This is a genomic window from Streptomyces sp. NPDC005551 (assembly GCF_042871785.1).
Taxonomy (GTDB): domain Bacteria; phylum Actinomycetota; class Actinomycetes; order Streptomycetales; family Streptomycetaceae; genus Streptomyces.
In genome coordinates this window covers 209,327-222,174 of record NZ_JBIAJE010000010.1, presented here as the reverse complement: position 1 = coordinate 222,174, position 12,848 = coordinate 209,327, and the positions used below count along the sequence as shown (strand labels likewise).

Sequence of the window (12,848 nt, the reverse complement as noted above, 5' to 3'; positions counted from 1 at the left end):
CGTGGTCGGGGTTGGGGCGACGCGGCCCGCACCGTGGGGGGACGAGTGCGTGCGGGCCGCGCCGGTCAGTGGGCCGGGCCCGTGGGCCCGGCGGTGTGCCGGGTCAGTAGGCCCGGTTGTGCATGCGCCGGCGCCACCACAGCACGCCGGTGCCGAGGAGCAGGAACCCGGCCGCCCCGGCCGCCGCGGAACCGGCGATCAGCACGGTGTCCGTACCGCCGTCCGCGCCGGCGGGAACCAGCCCGCCGTCCAGCTGGTTGCGCACGCTGTTCCCGCTGCCCTTGGCGGTCGCCCCGCGCGAACCCGAGGTCGGCTGGGCCAGGTACGGGAAGGAGTGGCCGAACTTCTTGTCGTTCTTGTCGACCGCGTCACCCAGGTCGTTCTTGGAGCCGACCAGTTCACCCTCGACGACCTGGAGTGCGGCGTCGATCACGTCGTCGCCGAGCCGGCGCCCGTTCGGGAAGCCCGCGTTGTCGCCGTCGAGGACACCCAGCCGCTTGGGATGCGCGGCCGGTTTGATCGAGGTGTTGAGCCGCAGCTCCTCCGCGGCGCGCACGTGCGGCGGCTGGTTGAGACCCTCGACCCCCTTCAGGAACACGTCGACCAGGTCGTTCCTGGGCTCCGCCGGGGCCTTGATCTTGTAGATCCCCTCGATGAGCTTCGGCAGCTCCGGGTTCGTCACGTTCTTCAGGAAGTCGCCGTCGTTGTACGGATCGGACGCGTTGAACTTGTCCTTGTCCTTCTGCGGGTTGACGACCTCGTTGACCAGCGGCATGCCGAGGCGCGAGACCTGGGTGTAGCCGCCGCGGGCGTCCTTGCGCTGCGTGGTGGACCAGATCCCGACGATCGGCTGGTCGGCCGACTCCTGGATCATCTCGGTGGGCACCTGGAGGGCGATCGAGTTGACGTTGTAGCCCTTGAGCGTGTCCCGGCCGACCTCGGACAGGTCGCCGCCGTAGAGCAGGTCGAAGACGCGCAGGTCGAGGAAGAACGGGTCGTCGGCCTGGCCGGCGAAGGTGGTGGCCCCGCTCGCGAGCTTGTGCACCGCCTGGTCGCGCAGCTTGCGGTAGTCCGGCATCGACGCCTTGCCGACGTTCGACGGCGCCACCGGTATGTCGTCGGCGACCTTCGTCCGGGAGACCAGCTGCTGGTGCCGCAGCCGCAGCAGGTCGATGTCGTACGTCTGCGTGATGTTCAGGTCGGGATCGTCGAGGCTGGTGACCGGCCCCGTGTTGTAGAGGAACGTGTCGCCGTTCTTGCGATGCGTCCTGAAGGTGTAGCGGTAGACCAGATCGCCCTGTGCGTCACCGTCGCTGTCGATGTGGAGGTCGTACTGGGCGTCCTCGGCGAACGTGAAGAAGTTCGGGCCGCCGGCCGGCTCCTCGAAGGGGATCCAGTTCGCCACGATCGTCGTCGTGTCGGGCCTGTCCGGGCTCACGAACGCGTACACGTCCGTGTTGTCGTACTGGGGCTGCCCCGAGATCAGCGGAGCCTCCCGGTGGCTGGAGGCGGCGGCCGCCCCCGGTTCCAGCACGGTCGCACCGGCGGCTGTGAGCCCCCCGGCGGCCAGCGCGCCACAGACGAGGGCCGTGCAAGTCCTGCGTCCCACGCCGATCCTGGAGATAGGTGTCATGCCGTCCGTCCTCAAGTCCAACTTGCCTGACGCACGCCATTCGGAGCGGTCGCCGGGGTGGATTGGTCGAATCCCAAACGTTCTTACGTGGGCTGACGCCGGTCGTTTCAGCGAGGCCCGTACGCGTTGCGTTCGTTTCGCCGGCGGCGGACCCGCGTTTTCGGTGCGCCGATCCGTAACCCATCCGAAAGCGCGCTCGCCGCGCACGGGTCCGTGAACTGACGGCCGGTACGCGGCCGGAGAGGGGGACGGGTGGAGACGGACGAACTTCTGGTGCTCGTGGCCGGGGGTGATCAGAGGGCATTCGAGGAGCTGTACGGACTGGTGTCCGGGCCGGTGTTCGGTCTGGTGCGCCGGGTGGTGCGGGACCCGGCCCAGTCGGAGGAGGTGGCCCAGGAGGTGCTGCTCGAACTCTGGCGCTCGGCCGGGCGGTTCGACCCGCGCCGGGGCAGCGCCCTGTCGTGGATCCTCACGCTCGCGCACCGGCGCGCGGTCGACCGGGTGCGCAGCGCCCGCGCCGCCACCGAGCGTGAACAGCGCGAGGGACGGCGGCTGCACCGGCCCGCCTTCGACCAGGTGGCCGAGGAGGTCGAGGCGGGACTCGAACGCGAGTGGGTGCGCCGCTGCCTGGACCGGCTCACCGCCCTGCAACGCCAGTCCGTCACCCTCGCCTACTACGACGGCTACACCTACCGTGAGGTCGCCGAACGGCTCTCCCTGCCGCTCGGGACCGTCAAGACCCGTATGCGCGACGGGCTTTCCCGGCTGCGCGACTGCCTGGGAGGTGCCGCATGAGCACCCTGACATCCGCGGGCGACGCCGTGGCCCGCCCGGGAGGCGCCGCATGAGCCTCCTCGACCGGCTGCTCCGCCGTGACCTGCACTCGCTCGCCGCGCCGTACGCGCTGGACGCGCTCGAACCCGACGAGCGCCGGAGGTTCGAAGGTCATCTGCACCGCTGCGACCGCTGCGCCGAGGAGGTGCGGGCGCTGACCGAGGACGCCGTCCGGCTCGCCTGGTCCACGGCGGCCCCGGCGCCGCCCGCCCTGCGGGACCGGGTCCTCGCCGCCGTACGGACGACTCCGCAGGAGCCGCCTGGCGCGTACGCGGGCACCGCACCGCCTCGCGCCCGCGCGGCCCGTCGCCCCGCCCGCGCGCGCACTCCCCGCTTCCGCCCGCTGCTGGCCCCGCTCGCCACCGCCACGGCCGCCGCGGCCCTCGTCGTCGCGTCGCTCTTCGCGGTCCAGGCGACGCGGACCGAGGACGAACTGGACCAGGAGCGCGCCCGGGCACGTGAGATCGCGCACGTTCTCGCGGCACCCGACGCCCGGGCGACCGGTGACCGGGACGGCCGGGGACGCGGTATCGGTGTGGTCGCGTCGGCCTCGCAGCGGCGCGCGGTCGTCACCGTGAGCGGTCTCGGTGCGCCCTCCGAAGGGCGCGTGCATCAACTGTGGCTCATGCGCCCTGGCGTGCAGCCACGCTCCCTCGGGCTGCTGCGCAGCGACACGCCCCTGGTCGCCGGCGGTCTCGACCCCACGGCGTCCTCACTCGCGGTGACCGTCGAACCGAGCGGTGGTTCACGGCGGCCCACGACCGCCCCGGTTGTCCAACTCGCCCTGGAATCTGCTGGATTCGGAGAGTGATCGTCAACGCCCTTACGGGGTAGGTGAATCCTGTGCCCGCGATACACGAGTGCCACGAGGGAGCGATAGGGTTAGCCTGCCCGGGCCGGGTGCCCTCGTATGGGTGGGGAGTGACATGGAACAGATAACAGTGCGCAGCAGGGCTCGAGTCCCTGCGATCACGTGCGGGAGCAGCGCGACCAGCTCGCGCCTCGACCGCCATCTCGCGGTGCTGGGTGGCCCTGCCATCCCGCAGCGCGAGGCGGCCGAGGCCACGTTGCTGATGCGTGAGCTGACCGCGCGTGACACCGCGCACGACCGCAGCGGCATGGGTGCGCGAGTGAGGCGGGTCTCGCTCTTCGCCCCGCTGAGGCGGCTCAGTCGTACGCTGTTCGGCGGCCGCTGAGCGGCGCGGGTCAGGCAAGTCCCCGACCCGCGCTCAGGCGGTCACACCGTCCCGGCGCAGCGCTGCGATCTCATCGTCCGTCATCCCCACGGCACGCAGCAGCGTCTCGGTGTGCTGCCCGAGCGCGGGTACGGCTCCCATCGGTGCCTCGCCCCCGCCCGGCAGGCCGACCGGCGGCAGCAGCGCCCGCAACGGCCCCACCGGTGAATCCACTTCCCGCCACCGGTCCCTGGCCGCCAGCTGCGGATGCTCCGCCACCTCCCGTACGTCCCGCAGGCGTGCGCACGCGATGCCCGCCTCCTCCAGCCGGGCGACCGCCTCGTCCGCCGTCAGCACGGCCAGCGCCCCGCCGACGAGCGCGTCCGTGCGCTCCCGGTTCGTGACCCGTGCCGCGTTCGTCGCGTACGCCGGGTCGGTGCCCAACTCCTGACGCCCCAGCACCTGTTCGGCGAGCCGGCGCCACTCCCGGTCGTTCTGCACCGACAGCAGGACCCGGCTCCCGTCCGCCGTCGGATAGGCGTCGTACGGGGCGATGACGGCGTGCGCGAGGCCGGTGCGCGCCGGGGGAGTGCCGCCGTGCATCGCGTGGTGCAGCGGGTGGCCCATCCACTCGGCCAGCGCCTCCAGCATCGACACCTCGACCGGGCCCCCGCGTCCCGTCGTGCCGCGCCGGACCAGTGCCGCCAGCACCCCGGAGAAGGCGTACATGGCCGCTGCGATGTCGGCGGCGGGAATCCCCGCCTTCACCGGCTGCCCGGGGGTCCCGGTGACCGACACGAGGCCGGCCTCGCACTGCACGAGCATGTCGTAGGCCCGCTTGTCCGCGTACGGCCCCGACGCCCCGTAGCCCGAGATGTCCACGGCGATCAACCGGGGGTGGGCCGCGCACAGCGTGGCCGCGTCCAGGCCGAGCCGGGCCGCCGCGCCCTGGGCGAGGTTCTGCACGAAGACGTCAGCGCCCTCGACCAGCCGCCGTACCACCGCGAGCCCCCGCGGGTCCTTCAGGTCGAGCGCGATGGACTCCTTTCCCCGGTTGCACCACACGAAGTGCGAGGCGAGACCGGCCGCCGCGGTGTCGTAGCCGCGGGCGAAGTCCCCGCCGTCGATCCGCTCGACCTTGACGACCCGGGCGCCGAGATCGGCCAGCTGGCGGGTGGCGAAGGGGGCGGAGACGGCCTGCTCCACGGCGACGACGGTGATGCCTTCCAGAGGCAGGGGAAGTGGCTGCATGCGCTGGATCATGTCCCGTACCTGACGCCTTTGTCATGCGCGTACGCCGCCGGGCCGGTGCTCGGCGGCCGGTCCGGCGGCGCGCACCGGCGTCCGGCGGCCCCCGCGGCCCGAGTCACCTGCGCGGCCCCGGGTCACCCGCCGCGGGCGCCCGGGTCACCGTCCGCGGCCGGGTACCGGCGAGCGGCGAGCGGCGGGACCCCGTCGGGTGAGGTGCCCTAGACCAGGGCGAACTGCCCGTCGGGGCCCTCCTCGCGGTGGTCCAGGACCGTCGCGGGCCTGCGTGCCGTCTCCGGCACGGGGAACACGCCCGCCCCGCGCAGCTCGGTCCGGGTGACCGGCGACTCCACCGTCAACTCGGCAAGCTGCGGCCGTAGTTCCGCGAGCAGCGCCAGGACCGTGACCAGCTCCAGCAGCTCGGACGTCCACGCCTGCGGCCAGGCGGCGGGCCGGATCGCCTCCAGGGTGCCCGGCTCCGGCGGCCGCGTCCGCTCCGTGAACCACCGCTCCAGCACGCGCCCGCCGCCCGCCTCGAAGTCCCAGGCCTCCGGCGGCACGGGTGAGATACGGCCCTCGTCGACGTGCAGAACCTCCTCGTCGCGGTCGTAGCGCAGGTCGAGGACGGGAGTCCCGGCACTCGCGCGGACCCGGGCGAGGGGGAGCGCCGGGAGCGGAGCACGGACGTAGGGCCGGCGGCCGCCGGGGAGCCTCGGGCGCTCACCGTCGCGCCGCATCAGCCACAGCATCCGGCGCCCCAGCTCCACACCGCGCGCGAACACATCGGCATCGCCGGTGAGGGGCACCGTGCAGCCGTCCCGGCCGGGCCGGGACGCCGCCACCGTCCAGGCGAGGACGTCGACGGGCCCGGGGGAGCGGCCGAGGCGGGCGGCCAGGTGCTCCAGCAGGCCGGGTGCCAGGTTCGGTTCGCGACCACCGGGGCGGCGGTACAGGGGGCGTACCCGGCCGCCGCGGCCGGCGCTCACCGGCAGCACGGAGGAGACCAGCAGAGCCGGGCCCGACGCCCCGGGCACGACGGGCTGCTCGACCGCGAACATCTGCCGCTCGTCGGCCACCCGCCACAGCTCGGGGCGGGCCGCGTCGATCAGCCGGTGGTCCGGTATCAGCCACTGCTCGTCGAAGGGACCGCTGAGCACCCGCACCGGCTCCGGGCAGGGACCCGACTCGCGCGCCAGCCGTCCCGTCCCGCTGGACTGCCCCGGCAACTGGGCGACCGCCGAGTGCGGGGTGCGCGAGCGCGTGGGCCCGAACAGCGCCTCCCGGTCCGGCCCTTCGGCCTTCAGCAGGGCGTTCCACCTGGCTTTCAGGGACGCGGGGTCGGGCGCCGTCGGCCACCCCCGGCCCGGCCGCACGGGTGCGACCGACCACGGCATGAGGTCCGCGAGCAGCGGAGCGTCGTCGTGCGTCACGCACCGCATCGTACGGCGTGGGCGCCGGGCGCCGGCCGCGCACGGACGGGCCGGGTGGTCAGTGGGCGTCGAGGGTGACCGTGAAGGAGAAACGGTCGCCCCGGTAGTGGATGCGGGCCACGTCCAGGGCGCGCCCGTCCTCCCCGTGGACGATGCCGGTGTAGTGCAGGATCGGGCTCAGCAGCGGCACCCGCAGCAGCCGCGCCGTCTCCGGGTCCGCGAGCCGGGCCTCGACGGTGTCGGTGATGCGGCTGATGCGCGCGCCCACCACATCGCGCAGCACCTTGGTCATCGGCCAGCGGGCCAGATCCTCCGGGTCGATGAGCGCCGCCAGTTCGGGACGGACGTAGTTGCGGGCGTGGTTGGTCGGCTCGCCGGTCTTCTCGTCGCTGCGCAGGCGGTGGTACGCCGTCACCTCGGCCAGGTCCGGGAAATGCTCGGCCAGTTCTGCCGACACGGGCGTCGTGCCGTAGTCCAGCAGCTCCGTCCGCATGCCCGACTGCTGGGCCACGATCGCGTCCACCGAGCCGAGCAGCCGCACGGGAGCGCCCCGCTGCGCGCTCGGCTCGATGAACGTGCCCCGCCTGCGGTGCCGGGTGATCAGCCCCTCGGCCTCCAGCTCCTTGAGCGCCTGCCGCATGGTGAGCACACTCACCCCGTAGTGCCCGGCCAGCTGTTCCTCGGTGGGCAGCCGCAGCGGGTCCTGGGCGGACCGCCCGAGTATCGAGGCGCGCAGGGACTGCGACACCTGATACCAGAGCGGCAGCTTGCGGTTCAGGACGATCGAGTCCGGAGCGAAGGAGGTCACGAGGGTATCCGTACCGGTCGCGGGCGTTCAGTGCAACGGGCGGGGAAGGTCAGCCGGCGGGACGGAAGTGCCGCTGGAGGCCCTGCCACACGTCGTCGTAGCCGCGTTGCAGGTGCTCCGCCCGGGCCGCCTGGGCCGTCGCGGTCACCGGCCAGCGCGTCTCGAACATGAAGGCGAGGCCGTCGTCGACCTTCTGCGGGCGCAGCTCGGCGGCACTGGCCCGGTCGAAGGTCTCCCGGTCCGGACCGTGCGCCGACATCATGTTGTGCAGCGATCCGCCGCCCGGCACGAACCCCTCCGCCTTCGCGTCGTAGGCGCCCTCCACGAGCCCCATGTACTCGCTCATCACGTTCCGGTGGAAGTACGGCGGCCGGAACGTGTCCTCGCCCACCAGCCAGCGCGGCGCGAAGACCACGAAGTCGACGTTGGCCAGGCCCGCCGTGTCGGTCGGCGAGGTCAGCACCGTGAAGACGGACGGGTCCGGGTGGTCGTAGCTGATGGTGCCCATCACATTGAAACGGCGCAGGTCGTAGACGTACGGCACGTGGTTGCCGTGCCAGGCGACCACGTCCAGCGGTGAGTGGTCGTACGTCGCCTCCCAGAGGTTGCCGCAGAACTTGTTCACCACCTCCACCGGCCCCTCCACGTCCTCGTACGCCGCGACCGGAGCGAGGAAGTCCCGTGCGTTGGCGAGTCCGTTGGCGCCGATCGGGCCGAGGTCGGGCAGCTGGAAGGGCGCCCCGTAGTTCTCGCACACATAGCCCCGCGCCGAGCCGTCCGGCAGCTCCGCGCGGAAGCGGACACCACGCGGGATCAGCGCGATGTGGCCGGGCTCCACGCGCAGCAGCCCGAACTCGGTGCGCAGCAGCAGCCCGCCGTGCTCCGGGACGATCAGCAGCTCGCCGTCGGCGTCACTGAACACGCGCTCCATCGAGGAGTTGGCATGATAGAGGTGCACGGCCATGCCGGTGCGCTGCGCCGCGTCGCCGTTGCCGCCCAGGGTCCACAGGCTCGCGAGGAAGTCGGTGCCCTCGGCGGGCTCCGGCAGCGGGTTCCAGCGCAGCCGGTTGGGGTCGGGGACGGTCTCCGTGAAGGGTGCCGTGCGGATCGCGCCGTTGCCGGTGCGGGTGAAGGCGGGGTGCGCGGCCGAGGGCCGGATCCGGTACAGCCACGAGCGCCGGTTGTGGGCGCGCGGCTCGGTGAAGGCCGTGCCGCTCAACTGCTCCGCGTACAGGCCGAACGGTGCGCGCTGCGGTGAGTTGCGGCCCTGCGGCAGTGCGCCCGGGACCGCCTCCGAGCTGTGTTCGTTGCCGAATCCGGAGAGATACGCCGGTTCCCCGGCCGTCTTCCGTGCTCGCTCCCGTTCGAACCCGCTCGCGTGGGCGGTGCCCGCATCGCTCATGATCGCTCCCTCGTCCTTATTCCTATGCATCACCGTAGGATTCGACTTTTCCCCGCGCAAGGGGCAGCGGCGTCCGGGGTAAGGAATCGGCCGGGCCCGGACGGCGTTCCCGGCCCGCCGGGGCACCCGGGCACGTACGACCCACGACCTGCGAACGACTCGAGAACCCGACCTGAGGGGGATCCGGCCGCCCGCGTTCCTGTTCTAATCTCCCGGCATGTCGTGGACGCGCGGACTGCTCGCCGCGCTCGCGATCTGCGCGTTGCTCGGCGGATCGGCGGGCTGCGGCACCGGTGACGCGCACGGGCGCGGGGGCGAAGTGCCCGCCTCGCCCGTGGGCAAGGTGCTGGACGACACGGACGAGGAGGGACGGCACTACCGTGAGATCGACGAGAAGGGCGCACCCGGTGTCGGGATCGAGGTGCAGCCGAACACCGACGACAGCTGGGACGTACGGCTGACCGTCCGGAGGTTCCGCTTCTCGCCCGCCGGTACGCGCGCGGTCGCCGCGGTCGGCCGCGGCAGCGCCGTGCTCCTCCTGGACGGGCGGATCCTCACCCGGCTCCGCACCCCCGCCTACCGCCTCTCCGGTGACCTCGTCCCACGGGGCACCCACCACCTCACCGCCCGCCTCTACGCGGACGACCGCACCGTGTGGGCCGTCGACGGCGTGCCCGTCGAGTGCACGGCGGACATCACGGCGTCCGGACCGGCACCGGCGCCGACGGCGGACGGCGGCGCGTCCGTGCCGCGGTCGCGTCCGACGGCGGCGGCGGACGGCGGCACGGGCGCGGGGGTGCCCGCGACGAAGGGCGGGCACACCGGCGCGCGGCGCCCGCGATGAGCGGCCGGTCAGCGGCGTGCGGGGCGCCCGCGATGAGTGGCGGGGGCACCGGTTCGCGTACGGACGGGCGAGGTTCACCGGACCCCGGCGGAGAGGCATCATGGACAGCGTGCCCCGAGCGACCCCGCTGCGCCGCGCGCCCGTGCAGCGGCGCAGTGCCGAGCGACTGACCAGGATCCTCGACGCCTGCGCCGACCTCCTCGACGAAGTCGGCTACGACGTCCTGAGCACCCGGGCGGTGGCCCAGCGAGCGGGTGTCCCCATCGGTTCGGTCTACCGCTTCTTCGGCAACAAGCGGGCCATGGCCGACGCCCTCGCCCAGCGCAATCTCGACCGCTACGTCGAGCGCGTGAGGGGGCGTCTGGGGGAGGCCGGGGACGGGGGCGCCGCCCGGACCGGCGCGGGCGGGAGCGAGGGAGGCTGGCGTGCCGCCATGGACGCCGTGCTCGACGAGTACCTCACCATGAAGCGGACCGCCCCCGGCTTCACGCTGGTCGACTTCGGCAACCAGATCCCGGTCGGCTCCGGATGCGCGGAGCCCAACACACGGGTCGCCGACCGGCTCACGGAACTGCTCTCCGGCCATCTCGTCCGCGAGCCCGACGAGGACCTGCGCCGCGCCTTCCTGGTCGCCGTGGAGACCGCGGACACCCTCGTCCACCTCGCCTTCCGCCTCGATCCGTCCGGCGACGAACGCGTCATCGAGGAGATCCGGGTCCTGCTGCGCGCCTACCTGTCGCGCGTCCTCGACTGACAGCCGCGTCGTCGACGGTGAGGGACCGGCCCGCCGACGCTGACGGACCGTCCCGCCGAAGGTGACGGCCGCCCCGCCGACGGTGCCGGTCGTTCCGCCGACGCTGACCGACCGGCCCGGCGGCTGTGACGGACCGGCCCGGCGGAGAAGAACCGGTCCGGTGGGCGACGGACCGGTCCGGTGGGCGGACGGACCACCCCGGTGGGCGACGGACCACCCCGGTGGTTTTCGGACCTGACTCCCGCCGGACCCTCCCGGAGATGCATACCGGTCGGTATGCTCGGTGGCCCGTGCGTCACCGCTGCCGCCGCAACCCGGGAGGACCCCGTGTCCCGCACCACCGGCCCCACCTCAGACTCCCGTACCGCCCTGCGCATCTGCCCGCTCTGCGAGGCGACCTGCGGGCTGACGCTCACCGTCGAGGGCACCCGGGTGACCGGCGCCCGCGGTGACCGCGAGGACGTCTTCAGCAAGGGGTTCATCTGTCCCAAGGGCGCTGCCTTCGGCGCCGTCGACGCCGACCCCGACCGGCTGCGCACCCCCCTCGTGCGCGAGGACGGCGAACTGCGGGAGGCCACCTGGGAGGAGGCCTTCGACGCCGTGGCCGCGGGGCTGCGGCCCGTCGTCGAGCGGCACGGCCCGCACGCCGTCGGCGTCGTCCTCGGCAACCCGAACGTGCACACCATGGCCGGGGCCCTCTACCCGCCCGTCCTGCTCTCGGCGCTGGGCACCCACAGCCTCTTCACCGCCTCCACCGTCGACCAGATGCCCAAGCACGTGTCGAGCGGGCTCCTGTACGGCGACGCCCTGGCCATCCCCGTACCGGACCTCGACCGCACCGCCCATCTGCTGCTCATCGGCGCCAACCCCCTGGAGTCCAACGGGAGTCTGTGCACCGCCCCCGACTTCCCCGGCAGGCTCAGGGCGCTGCGGGCACGCGGCGGCACGCTGACCGTCGTCGACCCCCGCCGCACGCGCACGGCCAAGCTCGCCGACCGGCACGTGGCGATCCGGCCCGGCACCGACGCCCTGCTCCTCGCCGCCATGGCCCACGTCCTCTTCGAGGAGAAGCTCGCCGACCTGGGCGACCTCACCCCGCACGTCGAGGGAACCGAGGAACTCGCCGCCGCGCTGCGGGACTTCACGCCCGAGGCCGCGAGCGAGGCCTGCGACGTGCCGGCGGACACGATCCGGGCGCTCGCCCGGGAGCTGGCCGCCGCGCCGACCGCCGCCGTCTACGGCCGCATCGGCAGCTGCACCGTCGCGCACGGCACGCTGGCGAGCTGGCTGGTCGACGTCCTGAACATCCTCACGGGCAACCTCGACCGGCCGGGCGGTGCCCTCTTCCCCCAGGCCGCCACCGACCGCGCACCCCGGCCCGCCGGACCCGGCCGCGGCTTCGCGCTCGGCCGCTGGCACAGCCGGGTGAGCCGGCACCCCGAGGCCAAGGGGGAGCTGCCGCTGTCCGCGCTGGCCGAGGAGATCGACACCGCCACGGACGAGGGCAGCCCGGTCCGCGCCGTCATCGCCGTCGCCGCCAACCCCGTACTCTCCGCGCCGGACGGCGACCGTCTCGACAAGGCCCTCGGCGCGCTGGACTTCATGGTCAGCGTCGACCCGTACCTGAACGAGACCTCCCGCCACGCGCACGTCGTCCTGCCGCCGCCCCCGCCCTCGCAGAGCGCGCACCACGACTTCGCCTTCAACGCCTTCGCCGTGCACAACCAGGTCCGCTACACCCGAGCCGCCGTCCCGCTGGAGCCGGGCCGCATGGCGGAGACCGAGATCCTCGCGCGGCTCGTGCTCGCCGCGACCGGCATGCACGGCGCCGATCCCTCGGCCGTGGACGCGATGGTCGTCGAGAGCACCCTGGGCAAGGCCGTCGCCGACCCGCACTCGCCCGTGCACGGCCGTGACCCGGGCGAGCTCGCCGCACAGCTGACCGGCGACAACGGTCCCGAGCGGCGACTGGACATGATGCTGCGCCTCGGCCCGTACGGCGACGGCTTCGGCGCCCGGCCCGACGGACTGAGCCTGGCGAGGCTGCTCGCCCACCCGCACGGCATCGACCTCGGTCCGCTGCGGCCGCGTCTGCCGCAGCCGCTGAAGACCCGCAGCGGCCGGATCGAACTGCTGCCGGGACCGGTCGCCGGCGATCTGCCGCGGCTGCGGGACGCGCTGCGCGAGCGCCCGGCGGGCCTGGTGCTCGTCGGCCGGCGCCATCTGCGCTCCAACAACAGCTGGATGCACAACGTCCCCGCCCTGACCGGCGGTTCGAACCGCTGCACCCTGCACATCCACCCCGAGGACGCCGCCCGCCTCAAGATCGAGGACAGTGCGCTCGTGCGCGTCAGGGGCGCCGGGGGAGAGGTCACCGTCCCCGCCGAGATCACCGACGGAGTGCGGCGCGGTGTGGTGAGCCTGCCGCACGGCTGGGGGCACGACCGGCCGGGCACCCGGACGAGCCACGCCGCCAAGGACCCCGGAGTCAACGTGAACCAGCTGCTCGACGGCACCCTGCTCGACCCGCTCTCGGGGACCGCCGTCCTCAACGGCGTCGCGGTCGAGCTGACGCCCACCACGTGAGCAAAGCTGTGACCTGGAGTTCTGCGCTTATTGCTCGCACGTCAACATCTTGTTAACGCCTGCGGGACCGCCCTAACGTCACTCGCACCGCCGGCCCTGGTGGGAGTTCAAGGGCGAACGTTAGGTATCCATCC

At 73.3% G+C, this 12,848-nt stretch carries 11 protein-coding genes; 6 read left to right on the top strand and 5 right to left on the bottom strand.

The features are described 5' to 3' along the window. Positions 1 to 103 precede the first annotated feature (103 nt). Entirely contained in the window at positions 104 to 1,633 is a 1,530-nt protein-coding gene (locus tag ACFYP4_RS28185; RefSeq protein WP_358852413.1) for a DUF4331 domain-containing protein, read from the bottom strand. Positions 1,634 to 1,885: 252 nt separating this feature from the next. On the opposite strand from ACFYP4_RS28185, the gene ACFYP4_RS28180 reads away from it, so the two are divergent. From ACFYP4_RS28180 to ACFYP4_RS28170, 3 genes are all read left to right on the top strand, one after another. Beyond that, a complete protein-coding gene (locus ACFYP4_RS28180) occupies positions 1,886 to 2,428 on the top strand; it encodes a sigma-70 family RNA polymerase sigma factor (RefSeq protein WP_358852414.1) in 543 nt (180 codons plus the stop codon). A 49-nt stretch (positions 2,429 to 2,477) separates the two neighbouring features. Then, a complete protein-coding gene (locus ACFYP4_RS28175; RefSeq protein ID WP_358852415.1) occupies positions 2,478 to 3,278 on the top strand; it encodes an anti-sigma factor in 801 nt (266 codons plus the stop codon). A gap of 115 nt (positions 3,279 to 3,393) precedes the next feature. After that, the gene (locus ACFYP4_RS28170; RefSeq protein ID WP_358852416.1) at positions 3,394 to 3,663 is read left to right on the top strand and encodes a hypothetical protein; all 270 of its coding nucleotides are present in this window, start codon (positions 3,394 to 3,396) and stop codon (positions 3,661 to 3,663) included. Between the two features lie 33 nt (positions 3,664 to 3,696). Here ACFYP4_RS28170 and ACFYP4_RS28165 read toward each other — a convergent pair whose 3' ends face one another. The 4 genes from ACFYP4_RS28165 to hmgA form a co-directional block, all read right to left on the bottom strand. Then, complete coding sequence (locus tag ACFYP4_RS28165) at positions 3,697 to 4,905, bottom strand: CaiB/BaiF CoA transferase family protein (protein ID WP_388789090.1); 1,209 nt, start codon at positions 4,903 to 4,905, stop codon at positions 3,697 to 3,699. A gap of 206 nt (positions 4,906 to 5,111) precedes the next feature. Beyond that, positions 5,112 to 6,329, bottom strand: coding sequence for a type ISP restriction/modification enzyme (locus ACFYP4_RS28160; RefSeq protein ID WP_358852418.1), 1,218 nt, complete (start codon positions 6,327 to 6,329; stop codon positions 5,112 to 5,114). A 49-nt stretch (positions 6,330 to 6,378) separates the two neighbouring features. Beyond that, positions 6,379 to 7,128 carry a GntR family transcriptional regulator gene (locus tag ACFYP4_RS28155; protein WP_358852419.1) on the bottom strand — a complete coding sequence of 250 codons (750 nt, stop codon included), beginning with the start codon at positions 7,126 to 7,128 and terminating at the stop codon, positions 6,379 to 6,381. A 49-nt stretch (positions 7,129 to 7,177) separates the two neighbouring features. After that, positions 7,178 to 8,530 (bottom strand): homogentisate 1,2-dioxygenase, encoded by a 1,353-nt coding sequence (hmgA, locus tag ACFYP4_RS28150; protein ID WP_388789087.1) that lies wholly within the window; start codon positions 8,528 to 8,530, stop codon positions 7,178 to 7,180. A gap of 217 nt (positions 8,531 to 8,747) precedes the next feature. Between hmgA and ACFYP4_RS28145 the strand changes: the two genes are divergently transcribed. The 3 genes from ACFYP4_RS28145 (at position 8,748) to ACFYP4_RS28135 (ending at position 12,714) form a co-directional block, all read left to right on the top strand. Next, positions 8,748 to 9,374 carry a nuclear transport factor 2 family protein gene (locus ACFYP4_RS28145; RefSeq protein WP_388789085.1) on the top strand — a complete coding sequence of 209 codons (627 nt, stop codon included), beginning with the start codon at positions 8,748 to 8,750 and terminating at the stop codon, positions 9,372 to 9,374. Positions 9,375 to 9,474: 100 nt separating this feature from the next. After that, positions 9,475 to 10,128, top strand: coding sequence for a TetR family transcriptional regulator (locus ACFYP4_RS28140; RefSeq protein WP_388789082.1), 654 nt, complete (start codon positions 9,475 to 9,477; stop codon positions 10,126 to 10,128). Between the two features lie 276 nt (positions 10,129 to 10,404). Next, positions 10,405 to 12,714, top strand: coding sequence for a molybdopterin-dependent oxidoreductase (locus ACFYP4_RS28135; protein ID WP_388789079.1), 2,310 nt, complete (start codon positions 10,405 to 10,407; stop codon positions 12,712 to 12,714). The last annotated feature ends 134 nt before the right edge of the window (positions 12,715 to 12,848 follow it).

Excerpts from the sequence above, each read along its gene's own strand:
- ACFYP4_RS28185 (WP_358852413.1), bottom strand. The coding sequence starts at position 1,633 with ATGACACCTATCTCCAGGATCGGCGTGGGACGCAGGACTTGCACGGCC.
- ACFYP4_RS28175 (WP_358852415.1), top strand. The coding sequence starts at position 2,478 with ATGAGCCTCCTCGACCGGCTGCTCCGCCGTGACCTGCACTCGCTCGCC.
- ACFYP4_RS28170 (WP_358852416.1), top strand. The coding sequence starts at position 3,394 with ATGGAACAGATAACAGTGCGCAGCAGGGCTCGAGTCCCTGCGATCACG.
- ACFYP4_RS28165 (WP_388789090.1), bottom strand. The coding sequence starts at position 4,905 with ATGATCCAGCGCATGCAGCCACTTCCCCTGCCTCTGGAAGGCATCACC.
- ACFYP4_RS28160 (WP_358852418.1), bottom strand. The coding sequence starts at position 6,329 with ATGCGGTGCGTGACGCACGACGACGCTCCGCTGCTCGCGGACCTCATG.
- hmgA (WP_388789087.1), bottom strand. The coding sequence starts at position 8,530 with ATGAGCGATGCGGGCACCGCCCACGCGAGCGGGTTCGAACGGGAGCGA.
- ACFYP4_RS28145 (WP_388789085.1), top strand. The coding sequence starts at position 8,748 with ATGTCGTGGACGCGCGGACTGCTCGCCGCGCTCGCGATCTGCGCGTTG.
- ACFYP4_RS28140 (WP_388789082.1), top strand. The coding sequence starts at position 9,475 with ATGGACAGCGTGCCCCGAGCGACCCCGCTGCGCCGCGCGCCCGTGCAG.
- ACFYP4_RS28135 (WP_388789079.1), top strand. The coding sequence starts at position 10,405 with ATGCTCGGTGGCCCGTGCGTCACCGCTGCCGCCGCAACCCGGGAGGAC.